The sequence below is a fragment of the Streptomyces sp. NPDC043896 genome, from assembly GCF_056435605.1.
The window spans coordinates 86471-102584 of the sequence record NZ_JBWKEE010000009.1 but is presented as its reverse complement, the minus strand read 5'-3'; the positions used below and the strand labels follow the sequence as shown (position 1 = coordinate 102584).

General features: G+C 73.0%; 13 protein-coding genes, 1 tRNA gene and 1 pseudogene. 6 read left to right on the top strand and 9 right to left on the bottom strand.

From position 1 onward, the window contains the following. Positions 1 to 134: 134 nt before the first annotated feature. From thrB to AC069X_RS15545, 6 genes are all read right to left on the bottom strand, one after another. Positions 135 to 1073, bottom strand: coding sequence for a homoserine kinase (thrB, locus tag AC069X_RS15570; protein ID WP_478728940.1), 939 nt, complete (start codon positions 1071 to 1073; stop codon positions 135 to 137). A 327-nt stretch (positions 1074 to 1400) separates the two neighbouring features. Continuing rightward, positions 1401 to 2471 (bottom strand): threonine synthase, encoded by a 1071-nt coding sequence (gene thrC, locus AC069X_RS15565; protein WP_478728939.1) that lies wholly within the window; start codon positions 2469 to 2471, stop codon positions 1401 to 1403. A 6-nt stretch (positions 2472 to 2477) separates the two neighbouring features. After that, positions 2478 to 3770, bottom strand: coding sequence for a homoserine dehydrogenase (locus tag AC069X_RS15560; RefSeq protein WP_478728937.1), 1293 nt, complete (start codon positions 3768 to 3770; stop codon positions 2478 to 2480). A gap of 177 nt (positions 3771 to 3947) precedes the next feature. After that, positions 3948 to 5339, bottom strand: a complete 1392-nt coding sequence (lysA, locus tag AC069X_RS15555) for a diaminopimelate decarboxylase (protein WP_478728935.1) — start codon at positions 5337 to 5339, stop codon at positions 3948 to 3950. A gap of 19 nt (positions 5340 to 5358) precedes the next feature. Beyond that, on the bottom strand, positions 5359 to 6345 hold the full coding sequence (gene nrtL / locus AC069X_RS15550; protein WP_478728933.1) for an ArgS-related anticodon-binding protein NrtL: 987 nt from the start codon (positions 6343 to 6345) through the stop codon (positions 5359 to 5361). A 28-nt stretch (positions 6346 to 6373) separates the two neighbouring features. Continuing rightward, positions 6374 to 6832, bottom strand: coding sequence for a response regulator (locus tag AC069X_RS15545; RefSeq protein ID WP_478729248.1), 459 nt, complete (start codon positions 6830 to 6832; stop codon positions 6374 to 6376). A 106-nt stretch (positions 6833 to 6938) separates the two neighbouring features. On the opposite strand from AC069X_RS15545, the gene AC069X_RS15540 reads away from it, so the two are divergent. The 4 genes and pseudogenes from AC069X_RS15540 (at position 6939) to AC069X_RS15525 (ending at position 11048) form a co-directional block, all read left to right on the top strand. Further along, a tRNA-Arg gene (locus AC069X_RS15540) sits at positions 6939 to 7010 on the top strand. A gap of 177 nt (positions 7011 to 7187) precedes the next feature. Continuing rightward, positions 7188 to 7433 (top strand): annotated as a pseudogene (locus AC069X_RS15535) (YdcF family protein); the annotation flags it as partial. A gap of 256 nt (positions 7434 to 7689) precedes the next feature. Then, a complete protein-coding gene (locus tag AC069X_RS15530; protein ID WP_478728931.1) occupies positions 7690 to 9798 on the top strand; it encodes an AAA family ATPase in 2109 nt (702 codons plus the stop codon). After that, a complete protein-coding gene (locus AC069X_RS15525) occupies positions 9795 to 11048 on the top strand; it encodes an McrC family protein (RefSeq protein ID WP_478728929.1) in 1254 nt (417 codons plus the stop codon). Before AC069X_RS15530 ends, AC069X_RS15525 begins: the two co-directional genes overlap by 4 nt. 18 nt (positions 11049 to 11066) lie before the next feature. Here the strand turns inward: AC069X_RS15525 and AC069X_RS15520 are convergent, their stop codons facing one another. Continuing rightward, complete coding sequence (locus AC069X_RS15520; protein WP_478728927.1) at positions 11067 to 12305, bottom strand: MFS transporter; 1239 nt, start codon at positions 12303 to 12305, stop codon at positions 11067 to 11069. Positions 12306 to 12532: 227 nt separating this feature from the next. On the opposite strand from AC069X_RS15520, the gene AC069X_RS15515 reads away from it, so the two are divergent. Both AC069X_RS15515 and AC069X_RS15510 read left to right on the top strand, forming a co-directional pair. Next, positions 12533 to 13519: an XdhC family protein gene (locus AC069X_RS15515; RefSeq protein WP_478728925.1), complete on the top strand. Its 987-nt coding sequence runs from the start codon at positions 12533 to 12535 to the stop codon at positions 13517 to 13519. A 185-nt stretch (positions 13520 to 13704) separates the two neighbouring features. After that, positions 13705 to 14100, top strand: coding sequence for a DUF6479 family protein (locus AC069X_RS15510; RefSeq protein ID WP_478728923.1), 396 nt, complete (start codon positions 13705 to 13707; stop codon positions 14098 to 14100). A gap of 212 nt (positions 14101 to 14312) precedes the next feature. Here AC069X_RS15510 and AC069X_RS15505 read toward each other — a convergent pair whose 3' ends face one another. Continuing rightward, complete coding sequence (locus AC069X_RS15505; protein ID WP_478728921.1) at positions 14313 to 15212, bottom strand: ATP-dependent DNA ligase; 900 nt, start codon at positions 15210 to 15212, stop codon at positions 14313 to 14315. After that, positions 15209 to 16093 (bottom strand): non-homologous end-joining DNA ligase, encoded by an 885-nt coding sequence (gene ligD, locus AC069X_RS15500; RefSeq protein ID WP_478728920.1) that lies wholly within the window; start codon positions 16091 to 16093, stop codon positions 15209 to 15211. The genes AC069X_RS15505 and ligD overlap by 4 nt, the downstream gene beginning before the upstream one ends. Positions 16094 to 16114 lie beyond the last annotated feature (21 nt).

The following is a 16114-nucleotide window of genomic DNA, read 5'->3' as shown; positions in this document are numbered from 1 at the left end:
CTTCGGATGCGCACTTGAGGTTAACACTACCGGATCCAACAGACATTCCCCCTCTCAATCACCGGCAATCGCCCTGCCCGGGGCGGACGGCCTGCCCGGCCGCCCGCCCCGCGGGCCCAGCCCGAAGGCTCGTGCTACGACCCGGGCTGACCGCCCGGGGCGCCCAGCGGAAGGACGCTCGCGCCCGCGGCGTCGAGGGCGAGCCGGTTGGCCGCCCACCCCTCGCCCGCGAGCTGCGCGACCTTGTCGGCCGCGCCGTTGTCGACCAGCGCGAGGACCGTGGGGCCCGCGCCGGAGATGACCGCGGGGATGCCGTCCGCCCGCAGCCGGTTGACGAGTGCCACGCTCTCCGGCATCGCCGGGGCCCGGTACTCCTGGTGCAGCCGGTCCTCGGTGGCGGGCAGCAGGAACTCGGGACGCCTGGTCATGGCCTCCACGAGCAGGCCCGCGCGGCCGGCGTTGGCGGCCGCGTCCCCGTGCGGGACGGTACGCGGCAGCAGTCCCCGGGCGGTCTCGGTCAGGACCGGCTTCGAGGGGACGAAGACCACCGGAACGATGGAATCCGCAGGGTCCATCCGGATCGCCTTGGCGCTGCCCCCGTCCATCCACGCCAGGGTGAAGCCGCCGAGCAGACAGGCGGCGACGTTGTCGGGGTGGCCCTCGATCTCGGTGGCCAGCTCCAGCAGCGCCGCGTCGTCGAGCTTGGCCTCTCCGCCTATGGTCACGGCGCGGGCGGCGACGATGCCGGCGCAGATCGCCGCGGAGGAGGAGCCGAGGCCCCGGCCGTGCGGGATGCGGTTGGCGCAGACGACCTCCAGGCCGCGCGGCTGGCCGCCCAGCAGGTCGAAGGCGGTGCGCATGGAGCGTACGAGGAGGTGGCTCTCGTCCCGGGGGAGGGTGTCGGCGCCCTCACCCGCGATGTCGATGTCCAGGCCGGAGTCGGCTACGCGGACGACGACGTCGTCGTAGAGCCCCAGGGCCAGGCCGAGGGCGTCGAAGCCGGGGCCGAGGTTGGCGCTGCTGGCGGGGACGCGCACCCGTACGGCGGCGGCGCGGAACGCTGGACCTGCCATCGGTCGATGACACTCCTTGTGACTGTGCGGGATCCGGCTGCTGTGCGGGATCTTCGCTGCGAATGTACTGGAGAACGTACGACACCCGAAGGCCCTTGGGGCAGCACCGCGGTCATATGCGCGGTGGCGGATGTAAGTACAGCGTATCGAAGGAAGGTTCTCCCGCGACATAGGGCGCACAGGAGGCGCACGATGCGTGTCGGCGGCTTCCGCCGGATACCGCTGGACCGGCCTCGGGATCCGGTGCCGTACGGCCCGGGTCGCCGGATTCCGGAGGCTTCCGGAATCCGGCAACGGGGCGGGGCCCCCGGAACGGGGGCCGGGGGGTCAGACCAGGCCGAGACGGACGGCCGCGGCCTCGGCGTCCACCGGGACGGTGACCGGCTGCGGAGCGCCGGCGACGGCCCAGTCGGGGTCCTTCAGGCCGTTGCCGGTGACGGTGCACACGATCTTCTGGCCCGGGTCGACCAGGCCGGCCTCGGCGGCCTTCAGCAGACCGGCGACCGACGCGGCCGAGGCGGGCTCGACGAAGACGCCCTCCTGGGAGGCCAACAGGCGGTAGGCGGCCAGGATCTGGCGGTCCGTCACCTCGTCGATGAAGCCGCCCGACTCCTCCTTCGCGGCGAGCGCGTAGTCCCAGGAGGCCGGGTTGCCGATGCGGATCGCCGTGGCGATGGTGTGCGGCTCCTTGACGACCTCGCCGCGCACGATCGGCGCGGAACCGGAGGCCTGGAAGCCCCACACGCGGGGCGTGAGGGAGGCCAGGCCGTCGGCCTTGTACTCCTTGAAGCCCTTCCAGTACGCGGTGATGTTGCCGGCGTTGCCGACGGGCAGCACGTGGATGTCGGGGGCGTCGCCGAGCGCGTCGACGATCTCGAACGCGGCCGTCTTCTGGCCCTCGATGCGCACCGGGTTGACGGAATTGACCAGCGCCACCGGGTAGTTGTCGGACAGCGCGCGGGCCAGGTCCAGGCAGTCGTCGAAGTTGCCGTCAACCTGCAGGATCTTCGCGCCGTGCACGAGCGCCTGACCCATCTTGCCGAGGGCGATCTTGCCCCGGGGCACGAGCACCGCGGACACCATGCCGGCGCGCACCGCGTAGGCGGCGGCGGAGGCCGAGGTGTTGCCCGTGGAGGCGCAGATGACGGCCTTGGCGCCGTCCTCCTTGGCCTTGGTGATGGCCATGGTCATGCCGCGGTCCTTGAAGGACCCGGTGGGGTTCGCGCCCTCGACCTTGAGGTGCACCTCACAGCCGGTGCGCTCGGACAGCACCTGGGCGGGGACCAGGGGAGTGCCGCCCTCGCGGAGGGTGACGACGGGCGTCGTGTCCGTCACCGGCAGCCGGTCACGGTACTCCTCGATGATGCCGCGCCACTGGTGGGTGCGATTGCTGCTCATGGGTCCTTACTCCCCTTCAACACGCATGATGCTGGCCACACCGCGCACGGTGTCCAGCTTCCGCAGTGCCTCGACGGTCCCGGAGAGGGCGGCGTCGGGCGCGCGGTGGGTGACGACGACGAGGGAGGCCTCGCCGTCCTTGCCCTGCTGCCGGACGGTGTCGATGGAGACACCGTGCTCCGCGAAGGTGGTCGCCACCTGGGCGAGGACACCCGGCTTGTCCGCCACATCGAGGCTGATGTGGTAGCGGGTGACGACTTCCCCCATGGGGCTGACCGGCAGCTGGGTGTACGCCGACTCGCCGGGCCCCGTTGCCTCGGCGAGCTTGTTGCGGCAGACGGCGACGAGGTCGCCGAGGACCGCGGAGGCGGTCGGAGAGCCGCCCGCGCCGGGCCCGTAGAACATCAGCCGTCCGGCGGCCTCGGCCTCGACGAAGACGGCGTTGTAGGCCTCGCGGACGGAGGCGAGCGGGTGGCTGAGCGGGATCATCGCCGGGTGTACGCGGGCGGTGACGGACTCGCCGTCGGCGGCGCGCTCCAGGATGGCGAGGAGCTTGATGGTGCAGCCCATCCGCTTGGCGGAGGCGAAGTCCGCGGCGCTGACCTCGGTCATGCCCTCGCGGTAGACGTCGTCGAGGCGGACGCGGGTGTGGAAGGCGATGCCGGCCAGGATCGCGGCCTTGGCGGCGGCGTCGTAGCCCTCGACGTCGGCGGTGGGGTCGGCCTCGGCGTAGCCGAGGGCGGTGGCCTCGTCGAGCGCCTCCTGGTAGCCGGCACCGGTCGAGTCCATCTTGTCGAGGATGAAGTTCGTGGTGCCGTTGACGATGCCCATCACCCGGTTGATCTTGTCGCCGGCGAGGGACTCGCGCATCGGGCGGACCAGCGGGATGGCGCCGGCGACGGCGGCCTCGTAGTAGAGGTCGAGCCCGGCCCGGTCGGCGGCGGCGTGCAGGGCCGCGCCGTCCTGGGCGAGGAGCGCCTTGTTCGCCGAGACGACGGAGATGCCGTGGTCGAAGGCGGTGGTGATCAGGGTGCGGGCGGGCTCGATCCCGCCGATGACCTCGATGGCCACGTCGATGTCGCCCCGTTTGAGGAGGGCGGTCGCGTCGGTGGTGACCAGCGAGGGGTCGATGCCCTCGCGCACCTTGGAGGGACGGCGCACAGCCACGCCGGCGAGTTCGACGGGCGCGCCGATCCTGGCTGTCAGATCGTCGGCGTGCGTCGTCATGATGCGCGCCACCTCTGAGCCGACTACTCCACAGCCCAGCAGCGCCACCTTCAGCGGACGCGTACGCATCATTGACCTACGCCTTTCGATCTTTCTTCGCTCCCGGCGCGCGGTTTTGCGCGCCAGGTAGGAACCAGTCTCACTCAATGGACAGGAGTTTCCATCTCCGGTCCATTGAGTGAGACGTGTACGGGATGTACCTGGACGTCTATTTTGGGGGTCAGGACCCTTCCCCCCGGAACATGGGGGTCATCCGAGGTCGAGGGACAGGAGATCTTCTTCCGTCTCGCGGCGGACGATCACCCGCGCCTGCCCGTCGCGCACGGCGACGACGGGCGGGCGCAGCGCGTGGTTGTAGTTGCTGGCCATGGAGCGGCAGTACGCCCCGGTGGCGGGCACGGCGAGCAGGTCGCCGGGCGCCAGGTCGGCCGGCAGGAAGGCGTCCTTCACGACGATGTCACCGCTCTCGCAGTGCTTGCCGACGACGCGGACGAGCATCGGCTCGGCGTCGGAGACGCGGGAGACGAGCGTGACGGCGTACTCGGCGTCGTACAGGGCCGTTCGGATGTTGTCGGACATGCCGCCGTCGACGGACACGTACGTGCGCAGGCCCTCCAGCGGCTTGATGGTGCCGACCTCGTAGAGGGTGAAGGCGGTGGGGCCGACGATGGCGCGACCGGGCTCGACGGAGATCCGGGGTGCCTTGAGCCCGGCGCTCTCGCACTCCCGCGCGACGATCTCGGTGAGCGCCTTGGCGATCTCGTGCGGCTCGCGCGGGTCGTCGGCCGAGGTGTAGGCGATGCCCAGGCCGCCGCCGAGGTCGATCTCGGGGAGCTCGACGCCGTGCTCGTCGCGTACGGCGGCCAGCAGGCGGACCACCCGCTTGGCGGACACCTCGAAGCCGGCCATGTCGAAGATCTGGGAGCCGATGTGGGAGTGGACGCCGAGCAGCTCCAGGGAGTCGTGCCCGAGCGCCCGGCGCACGGCCTCGGCGGCGGAGCCGTCGGCGACCGCGATCCCGAACTTCTGGTCCTCGTGGGCGGTGGCGATGAACTCGTGGGTGTGCGCCTCGACGCCGACGGTGACGCGGATCTGCACGGGCTGGCGTACGCCCAGCTCGCGGGCGATGTGCGCGACGCGGGCGATCTCCTGGAAGGAGTCGAGCACGATCCGCCCGACGCCGGCGCCGATGGCCCGCCGGATCTCGGACTCGGACTTGTTGTTGCCGTGGAAGGCGATCCGCTCGGCGGGCATCTCGGCGGCGAGGGCGGTGGCCAGCTCCCCGCCGGAGCACACATCAAGATTGAGCCCCTCCTCCTTCAGCCACTTCACGACGGCCTTGGAGAGGAACGCCTTCCCGGCGTAGAACACGTCGGCGTCCTTGCCGAAGGCGTGCGCCCAGGCGCGGCAGCGGGCCCGGAAGTCCTCTTCGTCGAGGAAGTAGGCGGGGGTGCCGAACTCCTCGGCGAGCCGCGTCACTTCGATGCCGCCGACGGTCACGACGCCGTCGTCGTTCCTCGTCACGGTCCGGGACCACACCTTCTCGTCGAGGGCGTTCAGGTCGGCCGGCGGGGGGGCGTAGTGGCCCTCGGGCAGGACGTCGGCGTGGCGGGGCCCGGCGGGGTGCGCGGAACGGCTCATCGGAATCTCTCTTCGCGGGTCACAGGAAGTCGGGGGCGTCTATGCCGAGGAGGGCGAGGCCGCCTGCCAGCACCGTCCCGGCGGCTTCGGCGAGTGCCAGCCGGGCGCGGTGGGCGGCCGAGGGTTTCTCGTCCCCCTGGGGCAGGACCTGGTGCTGGAAGTCGAGGAGCGCGTCGGCGACGGCGACGAGGTGCCGGGTGAGCCGCTCGGGGGCCTGGTGGTGCGCGGCGGCCTCCAGCACGAGCGGGTACTCGCCGAGCAGCCGCAGCAGCTCGCGGCCGTGCGCGTCGTCGCCGGGCTCACCGCGGAACCCGAGAGCGCCGGCGTTGGCACCGAGCGCCTTCGCCCGCGCATGGGCGTACCGCACGCGGAAGAACTCGCTGGACTCGTCCTGGACGAGCAGCGCGGGGGTGAAGGCGGGGGTCTCGCGGGCCGGTACGCAGAGCATGGCCCAGGCGGCGGCGTCCGCCCCGTAGGCGGCGACGACGTCCCCGTCGCGGCGGGCTACGGGCGCGACGCGCGGCACGGGCCCGTCGGGGACGCCCTGGCTCTCCTGGATCCGCCGCACGGCGGCCCGTACGACGCTCCCCCGCGGCTCCGCGCCGGGCAGGTGGCCGTACCGGGTCCCCCGCGACCGCACCTCGCGCACGAGCACGGCGGCGGAAAGGGGCGCCAGGCTGAAGTTCAGGAACCCCGGCCCGGTGATCTCCACACCCTGGATCCCGGGCTCGTCGGCGAGGAGCCGCCCCGCGAGCACCCGGGCGACCTCACGGGGGTCGAGCCGGGCGCTCTTCGCCACCTGGAGGGCGACGGGGGAGGCGTACTCCCCCACTCCCCCGGGGCGGGTCCGTTCGACGACGACCCGCGCGGGCACGCTCCCGGCGGCGATCTCCCCGCCCTCGACGGCGCGGCGTACGGCCTGTACGACGGCACGAGAGAGGTCGGCGGGGATCACGGAACCCAGCCTAGGCGAGAAGCCGACCAGCCATGCATCGGGTTTCGCCATGTGAACAGGAGGGCGGGCTCAGGCCCCTTCAGGCACCTCGCCCGGCCTTCCCGGCGGGGGCACCCTTCCGCTCGACGAGCCGGCGCACGACCCGGACCAGCTCGGCGGGCTCGAACGGCTTGGCGACGAACGCGTCCACCCCGGCGGCGATCCCGGCCTCGACCTCGTGCTGCGTGCAGGCGCTGACGATGGCGACGGGCAGGTGCCGGGTCCGCGGATCGGCCCGCAGCTGCGCGGCGGTCCCGAACCCGTCGAGGCGGGGCATGACCACATCAAGGGTGATCGCGTCCGGACACACCCGGTGCACCACGTCCAGGCACTCGGCACCATCGTTCGCGGTCACGACCTCGAAGCCCTCCAGCTCGAGATTGACCTTGATCAGCTGCCGGATGACCTTGTTGTCGTCGACAACAAGCACCCGGCCCGAGGCGCCTGGCACAACTTGAGGGTAGGTCGCCCTAAGCCCCCGCGTCCGGGTTTTTGCCACTTCCACCCCCTCCGGGCGACCGACCTCCTCCTCCCGCTCAAATCGGTTCCTGATCACCCCGTGGAAGCTGGTAGTGTTCAACCCGTCGCCGCAACGCGAACGACACGCCCCCGTAGCTCAGGGGATAGAGCAACGGCCTCCGGAGCCGTGTGCGCAGGTTCGAATCCTGCCGGGGGCACTTCGCAGGAAGTGCCCAAAGACCCCGCCATCAGCGGTAACGCTGAAGCCGGGGTCTTCGCGTATGTGCGGCCAAGTGCCGCCGGATGCACGCGTATGTCAGCGGCCGCGGACTGTTCACGGACAGGATCTCGGTCCATCGGCCCAGGCCGGCCCCGGCCAGTCGGGAAGGTCAGGCGTGATCTCGGCACAGGACTGGTCAGACACTCGGCGCTTGTGGGACGACCACCGGATGGGCCACGCGCCCGGGCCGTGCTCGGTCGCCATCGGGTGGGGCAGCCACGACCTGGGGGTGGCCGGCACCGCGGTCGGTCTGTACCGCCGAGGCCTGGCTCCGCTCCTCCTGTTCACCGGCGCCACCAGCCCGACGACGCGCGAGCGAATGCCCCGCGGTGAGGCCGTCCACTACCAGGAGCGGGCGCTGTGAACGGCTGTGCCGACGCGGCTTCACGAGCAGGCTGGTGCAGGGCCACTGACGGGTGGGGCGGCAGCAGACGCAGGGGTCCAGGCCGAGCAATCCACGCCTCCCATTGCGGCCCTGGGTGACCTCGTAGTGACCGGATCGGCCGCCACCGGCCGGTCCGAGTTGTCTGGAGGGTCTCTTCGCGTTCCCCGCCGGGCCCCGGCGGGGGTGCCTATGCTGGGCGGGCCCCGCCCGACCGCCCCTCGGAGTCCGCCCCATGTCGACCCGTCAGGCCCGCACCACTCCCCGTACCCGCCGGTCCATGGAGATCCTGGCCGAGCAGGACGCGGAGATGCATCTCGCGGAGCTGTGGAAGCGGGTGAAGGACGAACTGCCGCTGGCGCCCGAGGACGCGGAGACGTACGCCAACGGACAGGAGAAGGGCGAGAACGCCTGGCGGTGGCAGACCTCCGACCTCGTCATGGCGGGCTGGCTGCGCAAGAACAACGGACTGTGGCAGATCACCAACCTGGGGCGGGAGGCTCTGCGCGAGCATCCCGAGCCGGCCGGCTTCTACGACACCGCCCGGGCGACGCTCACCTACTGGACCCGCAACAAGCACGGCTTCGAGTACGCGCTCCGGCTGGTCGGCGTGATTCCCTCCGGGCGGTGGCTGGCGCTGGACGACCTGTCCGCCGCCACGGGTCTCGGCCGCGACGCGCTCAGCCGCTGGCTCTGGGGGGTCCGTCCGTCCGGTGCCCACCGGGTGCTGGACTCCGACGGCCGGCCCGCCCCCGAGGTCCGGGCCGATCCGGCCGAGACCGAGGCGGCGCTGGCGGCCGTCGCGGAGGAGCGGGGCGGTGCACCCGGGCAGGAGCCGCGTATCGGCGTGGACGGTCTCCAGCCCCACCTCGTCTCCGAGGACGCCCGCGGACCGCATTCCGCCAGCGCCTGGCTGGTGCACGGCTCCAGCGCCCAGGGCAGGGACCTCGTGGCGCAGTGGCGGGCGGAGGGTTTCTGCTCCCTTCCCGCCTCCCGGCTCGGCTCCGTGACCACGCCGATCAGCCGGGAGGAACTGCGGCTGCGCGTCGAGGACCGCTACGCCCACCTCTCCTACAACAAGCGCGGGGAACTCGCCGCCGAGTTAGACCTGTTCCTGAACCGGATGCACGCCGACGACCTCGTGTGCGCGACCGGCGGCGGGGCGTTCTTCCTCGGGCGGATCACCGGTGGGCCGCAGTGGGTGGCGAGTCCGGACGACCGGTCCAATCTGCGCCGCGAGGTCGAGTGGAGCGGACTGGAGATCGCCCTCGACGAGCTGCCGGAGGAGCTGCGCGGTCGGCTGTCGAGCCAGCGCGACGTCGTGGACCTGACCGGGGTGATCGACCTGCTCCGGGAGCTTTCCGGCACGCGCCGCACCCCCGGGGTCCCCGAGGACGAGTCCGCCCTGATCCCTTCGGTCACGGGAGCCGAGGCCGCCCGCCCGGGCACCGACCTGCGCGTGCCGGCTCCCGAGCTGGCGGCCAGGCTGCTGGTCGACCACGAGTGGCTGGGCGAGGTGCGGGATCTGCTTCAGGACCGGAAGCAGTTGATCTTCTACGGGCCTCCCGGTACCGGAAAGACCTACCTGGCCCAGCACATCGCCGAGCACCTCGCCGGTGATCCGCGCGCGGTCAAGCTGGTGCAGTTCCATCCCTCCTACGCCTACGAGGACTTCTTCGAGGGGTTCCGGCCCACCGTGCAGGAGGGCGGCGGCTCCGGCGCCCTGACGTTCGCGCTGCGGCCGGGCCCGTTCCGCCAGCTCGTCGACCTCGCGGACGAGGATCCGGACACGCCGTACTTCCTGATCATCGACGAGATCAACCGGGCCAATCTCGCCAAGGTCTTCGGTGAGCTGTACTTCGTCCTGGAGTACCGCGACCGGACCGTCAGCCTCCAGTACTCCGGAGAGTTCCGGCTGCCGCAGAACGTCTTCGTCATCGGCACCATGAACACCGCCGACCGCTCCATCGCACTGGTCGACGCGGCCATGCGCCGGCGCTTCGCCTTCCTGTCCCTGCATCCCGACCACGAGCCCACGCGCGACCTGCTCTCCCGCTGGGTCGAGAAGAAGGAGGAAGCCGGAGAGATCAGCCCGGGCGAGGACGTACCGGCGCTGCACCGCGAGCTGAACCGGCGGATCGAGGACAAGGACTTCAAGATCGGCCCCTCGTACCTGATGCGTCCTTCCGCCTACGCCGACGGGGGTCTGGAGCGGGTCTGGAAGACCGCCGTGCTGCCCCTGCTCGAAGAGCACCACTACGGCGACGACCGGGTGGACGTCCAGGCCCGGTACGGGCTCCCGGCCCTCCGCCGGGCGGTCCTGGACGGCACCGGGTCCGCATGACGGGCGCCCGGGCCGCGCTCCGGATCGACGTGGCGGAGCACGGCCCCTGGACCGACGTGCGCCTTGAACCCGAGGCGGGCCGGGCCCTGGCCGTGTCCGGAGTGGTGGACGCCCGGCCGGACCCGTACGCCGGCCGCACCGGAACGGCGTGGCAGGTGCGCGGCCTGGGGAAGGTCGGCGTGGTGCGGCTGGGCGGGGTGGAGGTGCACATCGCCCCCAAGCTCCCCGTACGGCGGCTGTTCTTCCTCCTCGGCTACGCGGCGGACCCGGCGAAGCACTGGCACGACGACCCCGACCTGGTGGAGGTGGGTGACGAGCACGAGCTGCTCCCCGCGCTCGCCGGCGCCTTCGTGCGGCTGGCGGAGGGGGCCCTGCGCCAGGGGCTGCTCCAGGGCTACCGGACCACCGACAGCGCGCTGACCGTCGTACGCGGGCGGATCCGGGAAGGCGATCAGATACGGCGCCGCTTCGGTGTGCCCCTGCCGGTGGAGGTCACCTACGACGAGTACACGGCGGACATCGCCGAGAACCGGCTGCTGCTCGCGGCGGCGGACCGGCTGCTCCGGCTGCCCGGTGTGCCGCGGACGGTCCGCCTCGGCCTGACCCGGATCCGAGGCCGGCTGGCCGCGGAGGTCTCGCCCCTGCCGCCCGGACACCGGCTGCCGGTGTGGCGGGCGTCCCGGCTGAACACGCGCCACCAGCCCGCGCTGCGGCTGGCGGAACTGGTCCTGGCGGACCGCTCGGCCGAGCAGGGCGGCACGGGCACCCGGCTGGACGGCTTCGTCCTCGATCCGGCCAAGGTGTTCGAGGACTTCGTCTGCGCGGCGCTGTCACGGGCCCTGCTCCCCCACGGCGGCCGCTCGGTCGCCCAGGCACGCCACCACCTGGACGAGGCCGCCGGGATCGTCATGAGACCCGATCTCGTCTGGTACGACGACCGGGAACGGCCCCTGGCGGTCGCGGACGCCAAGTACAAGGCGGAGAAACGGGAAGGGTTTCCCGGCTCGGACCTCTACCAGATGCTGGCCTACTGCACCGTGCTCGGACTCGCCCACGGTCACCTCGTCTATGCCAAGGGCAGCGAGCTCCGGCGCCGGCACGTCGTCCGCGGGGCCGGGACGGTCCTGACCCAGCACGCCCTGGACCTGGACCGGGAGCCGCGCGCGGTGCTGCGGGGCGTGTCCGCGATCGCCTCGGCCATCGCGCGGGACCGGGTCCGCTACGCGCCCGCCGGAACCGGCCGGGCCTGAGCGCGGGCAAGTGGTCTGTCAGGTGCGGGAGTTGTCCAGGGTTCGGGCGGGTTCGGGGGCGGCCGGGGTCAGGGCCAGGGTCGCCGCCGTCGCCGTCAGGGAGATGAGGCCGCCTGCCGAGAGGGACCAGCGGGGGCCCCAGTGGTCGGCCAGCCAGCCCGTCAGGAGGGCGCCCACCGGGGTCGTACCCAGGAAGATCAGGGTGAAGAGGGCCATCACGCGGCCGCGGTAGGCCGGGTCCGAGCCGAGCTGGATGCGGTGATTCGCCGCCTGGGCGAAGTACATCATCGCGAAGCCCGTCAGGGCCAGGAGGAGGCAGGCCGTCGCCAACGTCGGGGCCAGGCCCGTGAGGGCTTCCGTGGCGCCGAAGGCCAGGGCCCAGCCGGTGACCACCGCGGCCGCCGGGCGGGCGCGGCGGGCGGAGGCGGCGAAGGCGGCCAGCAGGGAGCCCACCGCCAGGGAGCTGCTCAGCAGTCCGAACGCGGCCGAGCCCGTGCGGAACTCGGTCTTGGCCAGCAGGGGCAGCGTCAGCTGGAAGTTGAAGCCGGCCAGGCCCAGGACCCCGGTCAGGGCCAGCGGGAGGACCAGGTCGGGGCGCCGGGCCACGTAGCGGAGGCCGTCCGCGATCCGGGGGTCGGACGCGGGGGCGGGCGGGCCGTGCAGTTCCGACGGGCGCATCAGCGCGAGCCCCGCCACCGCCCCCAGGTAGCTGCACGCGTTGATCAGGACCACCGGCCCGACGCCGAGGTGCGCGATGAGCAGGCCGGCTGCCGCGGGCCCCGCCACCCGGGCGGCGTTGAAGTACGCGCCGCTCAGCGCCGAGGCGTTGGGCAGCAGTTCGCCGCCCACCATCTCCCCCGTGAAGGCGATCCGGGTGGGCACCTCCACCGCGCCGACCGTCCCGAGGGCGAGCGCGAAGAGCCAGATGTGCCACAGCCGGACCTCGCCCAGCAGGATCCACGCGCCCAGGAGCAGCGACAGGGCTCCGGACGCCAGGTTGGCGAGGATCAGGATGCGGCGTTTGCTGTGGCGGTCGGCGAGCCGGCCCCCGTACAGGGTCAGCAGGAGTACGGGCGTGAACTGGAGGGCGGTCACCACGCCCAGGGCCGTGCCCGAGTTCCCCGACAGGTCCAGTACCAGCCAGTCCTGCGCGATCACCATCATCCAGGTGCAGGTCACCGAGAGGAGCTGGCCGAGGAAGAAGAGCCGGAAGTTGCGGATGGAGAGGGAGTCGAAGGCGCGTTTCAGGGTGTGCACGGTCGGTCGTTTCCCTTCACCCCGTTCCCTCGATTCTCCGTGGTGACGGGGGACCGGCCACTCGGCGAGGCTTCCGGTGGTCCGTACGAGGGCGACGGGCCGGGGTTGGTGGGTTTGGGGGGTGGGTGGCGGCCGGGGGCGTGCGTAGGGTGGGTCGCGAGGCCGCTTTGTGCCCGTTGACCAGGTGCTTTGCGGCGAGGGAGCGCACAGAGGATGGGGCGACGAGGATGCGTGAGCTTGCGGAGACGGCTCGGCAGTGGGCGGCCGAGGGGCGGGTGGCCTTCCTGGCCCGTCCCGTGACCGAGCAGGGCTTCGGGCCCCGGGATCCCGCGGGGGCCGTGCTCGTGGACGCCCGCGGGGAGTGCGTCGGGGCCCTGTACCGCGGGGTGTTCGACGCCGAACTCGTCGCGGAGGCCGGGGCCATGGGGGAGGGTGCCGGGAACTCCGCACGGGTGTGCGAGGTGTCGGTGGGGACCGGTGAGGCCACGGAGGCGAAGCTGACCTGCGGCGGGCAGGCCGAGGTGCTGCTGCAGCCGCTGTCCGCGATCCCCGCCGAGTGGTGGGAGCTGCTCGGCACCGGGGCCGGGGTCGCGCTGGTGACCCGGCTCAGCGAGGGCGCGGACCGGGCCGTCAGCGAGGTCGTACGGGCCGGCGACGCGCCCGCCGACGACGCCGGGCGGCGTGCCGGAGAGCTGCTGGGCACCCGGCGCCCCGGCCGGGACGCCCTGTACGGGGGCTCCGGGCTGGTGCTGGTGGAGGCGTACCCGTCGGCCCCGTACCTGGTGATCGGCGGGGCCGGGGAGCTGGCCGAGGTCATCGGGGCGCAGGCGGCGCTGCTGGGCTGGGAGTCGGTCACCGTGGAGAACGCGCCGGACGCGGAGAAGGTGCTGACGGCGCACCGGGACTCCGCCTGCCTGGTGCTGCTCAGCCACGATCCGGACTTCGACGTGCCGGCCCTGCTCAGTGCCCTGTCCCTGGAGATCCCGTACGTCGGCGCGCTCGGCTCCCGGCGGACGACCGCCCGGCGCCAGGACGGGCTGGTGGCCGCCGGTATGGGGGCTTCCGGCCTGGCGCGGGTGCACGGGCCGATCGGCCTGGACCTGGGCGCCAAGACCCCGGCGGAGACGGCGCTGGCCATCTGCGCGGAGATCCTCGGCGTGCTCGGGGGCCGGGACACGCGCGGGCTGCGGGACTCTGACGGCCCGCTGCGCTGACGCGTCGCCGTTTCCGGACCGTCCGTCGCTCATGAGGCGCGGCCCCGTCATCCATTCGGCGTAGGGGGCGGTGCGCGCCGTGCGGCCGTCGGCCCCGCACCCGAGGCGGGGCCGACGGCCGTTTTCCGGGGATTCTTTGCGGTACCCCCACGTGCAAACAGGGCGAAAACGGGAAAATGGGCTCTATGGACACGATCCTCAGCGTGGACAAGATCCTGACCGACATCGCGTGGTTCTTCGTCGTCGGCATCGTCATCGCCGGCGTCATCCTCGCGGGCTTCAAGCTGGGCCAGCGGGTCCGGGCGAAGGAACCGCCGCCGCCCGCCCCCGAGAGCCAGCCGCGCCTGCCCGAGGGCGGGGCGGTCCACGAGGTCCGCGAGGAGCGGGACCCGGTGGAGATCCCCGAGGGCGGCCTGCGGCCGCACGAGATGCAGGGGTACGGGAACTTCGGGTCCACCACCTCCAGCCATGCCGACGAGGTACGGGCCGAACGCGAGTCCGGCTACAAGAAGCCCGAGGGGCCCGGTCCGCACCCGCAGCCCGGGGCACCGCCCGACGCGGGACGGGGCGCGCACGCCTGACCCCCGCCGCAGCGCACGCCCAACACCCGCCGCCGCGCGCGCCTGACCGCCGCAGCGCACGCCTGGCCGGCGCCACCGCCGCATCGCGCCCGGCCGCCACCGCCGTGCCGCCGGCCCACGCCGCCACGCCACCCGGAACGCAACCGGCCTCCGGCCCCGCCTCCCGCGCGGGCCGGAGGCCGGTTACGTACGCGTCCCCGCCCCCGGTCCGGCTACAGGTCCGTCCGCAGTCGCAGCACCTCCGGCGGCGGGTGCCGGGCCGAGCTGTGCCGGACCTCGGCGGCCAGCGGCGGGTCCAGCGGGCGGTACGGCACCTCTCCGAACCCGATCGCGGTGACCGTGGCCCCGCCCGGGGCGGCCCGCCCGCGCTCGGCGACGGCCGCCGCCAGCTCGGTGCGCAGCGCCGCCGAGAGCGGGCTCGACACCAGCGGCGCCTCGTCCTCCTCCCCCGGCAGGAGCAGCACCAGCGCGAGCGGGCGGCGCGGGGTGCCGGTGTAGCCGATCACCGCCGCGTCCCGCACGTTCGTGTGCCGGAGCTTGCGCCAGGCGCGCCGCCCGGCCGGGTAGGGCTGGTCCAGCCGCTTCACGACCAGGCCCTCGATACCGCTGGCCGGCAGGGTCTCGTACCAGGTCTCGGCCAGCTCCGGGTCCGTCGTCATCGGCACCGGCTGGAGCGGCGGGCCGAGCGGCAGCAGCAGGTCGACCAGCAGGGCCCGGCGCCGTTCGTACGGGCGGCCGCGCACGTCCACCCCGGCCAGTTCCAGCACGTCGAAGGCCGCGTACGAGGCCGGCAGGCTCTGCGCGAGCACGGCGGCCCGGGCAGCGGTGGCGGCCGCACGGCGCTGGACCAGCGCGAAGTCCGTACGGCCGGCGTGCCAGACGACGACCTCCCCGTCCAGGACGGTCCCGGCGGGCAACTGCCTGGCCGCGGCCGCGAGATCGGGGAAGGCGCTGGTGACGATCCGCCCGGAGCGGGCCTGGAGCACCACGTCCTCCCCGGTGCGCAGCACGACCAGCCGGTGCCCGTCGAACTTCGGCTCGTACGCCAGGCCTGCGGCGCGCGGCAGGGTCCGTACGGCGGTGGCCAGGGCGACCTGGACGCGCGCGGTCACGGCAGTCTCCCGGCGCGCGCGGGGTCGGTGAGCGGGGCGAGGAGGTCGCCGTCGCGTTCGAGCCGGGGCGGGATGTCGTCGGCGAGGAACTCCAGGTCGAAGGGGTCCGCGCAGGCCTCGACCTCCTCCCAGGTGACGGGTGCGGAGACGGTCGGCAGGGGCCGGGCGCGCAGGGTGTAGGGGGCGGCGGTGGTCTTGGCCGCGGCGTTCTGGCTGTGGTCGACGAAGACCTTGCCGGGGCGCAGGGCCTTGGCCATCCGGTGCACGACGAGGTCGGGGAGCTCGGTCTCGGCCTCCTGGGCGAGGGCCTTCGCGTACGCGGAGACGTGCGCGGAGGGGACGGGTTCGAGCGCCACGGCGAGGTGGAGGCCCTTGGAGCCGGAGGTCTTGGCGTAGGCGGTCAGGCCGTCGGCGGCGAGCCGCTCGCGCAGCCACAGGGCGGCGGCGCAGCACTCGACGACGGTGGCGGGCGGGCCGGGGTCGAGGTCGAGGACGAGCCGGTCGGCGACGGCGGGGGCGCCGGCCCGCCACTGGGGGGTGTGGAACTCGACGACCAGGTTGGCCGCCCACATCAGGGACGCCAGGCCGGATACGACCACTTGTTCGGCCCGTTCGTCCTCCGAACGGGGCACGGGGGTGGTCTTCACCCATGCGGGCGTGCCGGGCGGCGGGTTCTTGGTGAAGAACAGCTGCCCGTCCGGGCCGTCGGGGTAGCGCAGGAAGGAGAGGGGGCGGTCCTTGATGTGCGCGAGGAGGGCGTCCGCGACGGTGGCGTAGTAGTGCAGCACCTCGCCCTTGGTGAAGCCGTTCCTCGGGTAGAGGACCTTCTCCAGGTTGCTGAGCGCGATGCGACGCCCCTCCACCATCGTGATCGGCGTCATACGATGAGATTGCCACGAATC

What these genes read in the sequence shown, in the direction of transcription:
- thrB (WP_478728940.1), bottom strand. Translation starts at nt 1,073, where the DNA reads ATGGCAGGTCCAGCGTTCCGCGCCGCCGCCGTACGGGTGCGCGTCCCC.
- thrC (WP_478728939.1), bottom strand. Translation starts at nt 2,471, where the DNA reads ATGAGCAGCAATCGCACCCACCAGTGGCGCGGCATCATCGAGGAGTAC.
- AC069X_RS15560 (WP_478728937.1), bottom strand. Translation starts at nt 3,770, where the DNA reads ATGATGCGTACGCGTCCGCTGAAGGTGGCGCTGCTGGGCTGTGGAGTA.
- lysA (WP_478728935.1), bottom strand. Translation starts at nt 5,339, where the DNA reads ATGAGCCGTTCCGCGCACCCCGCCGGGCCCCGCCACGCCGACGTCCTG.
- nrtL (WP_478728933.1), bottom strand. Translation starts at nt 6,345, where the DNA reads ATGGCGAAACCCGATGCATGGCTGGTCGGCTTCTCGCCTAGGCTGGGT.
- AC069X_RS15530 (WP_478728931.1), top strand. Translation starts at nt 7,690, where the DNA reads ATGTCGACCCGTCAGGCCCGCACCACTCCCCGTACCCGCCGGTCCATG.
- AC069X_RS15525 (WP_478728929.1), top strand. Translation starts at nt 9,795, where the DNA reads ATGACGGGCGCCCGGGCCGCGCTCCGGATCGACGTGGCGGAGCACGGC.
- AC069X_RS15515 (WP_478728925.1), top strand. Translation starts at nt 12,533, where the DNA reads ATGCGTGAGCTTGCGGAGACGGCTCGGCAGTGGGCGGCCGAGGGGCGG.
- AC069X_RS15510 (WP_478728923.1), top strand. Translation starts at nt 13,705, where the DNA reads ATGGACACGATCCTCAGCGTGGACAAGATCCTGACCGACATCGCGTGG.
- ligD (WP_478728920.1), bottom strand. Translation starts at nt 16,093, where the DNA reads ATGACGCCGATCACGATGGTGGAGGGGCGTCGCATCGCGCTCAGCAAC.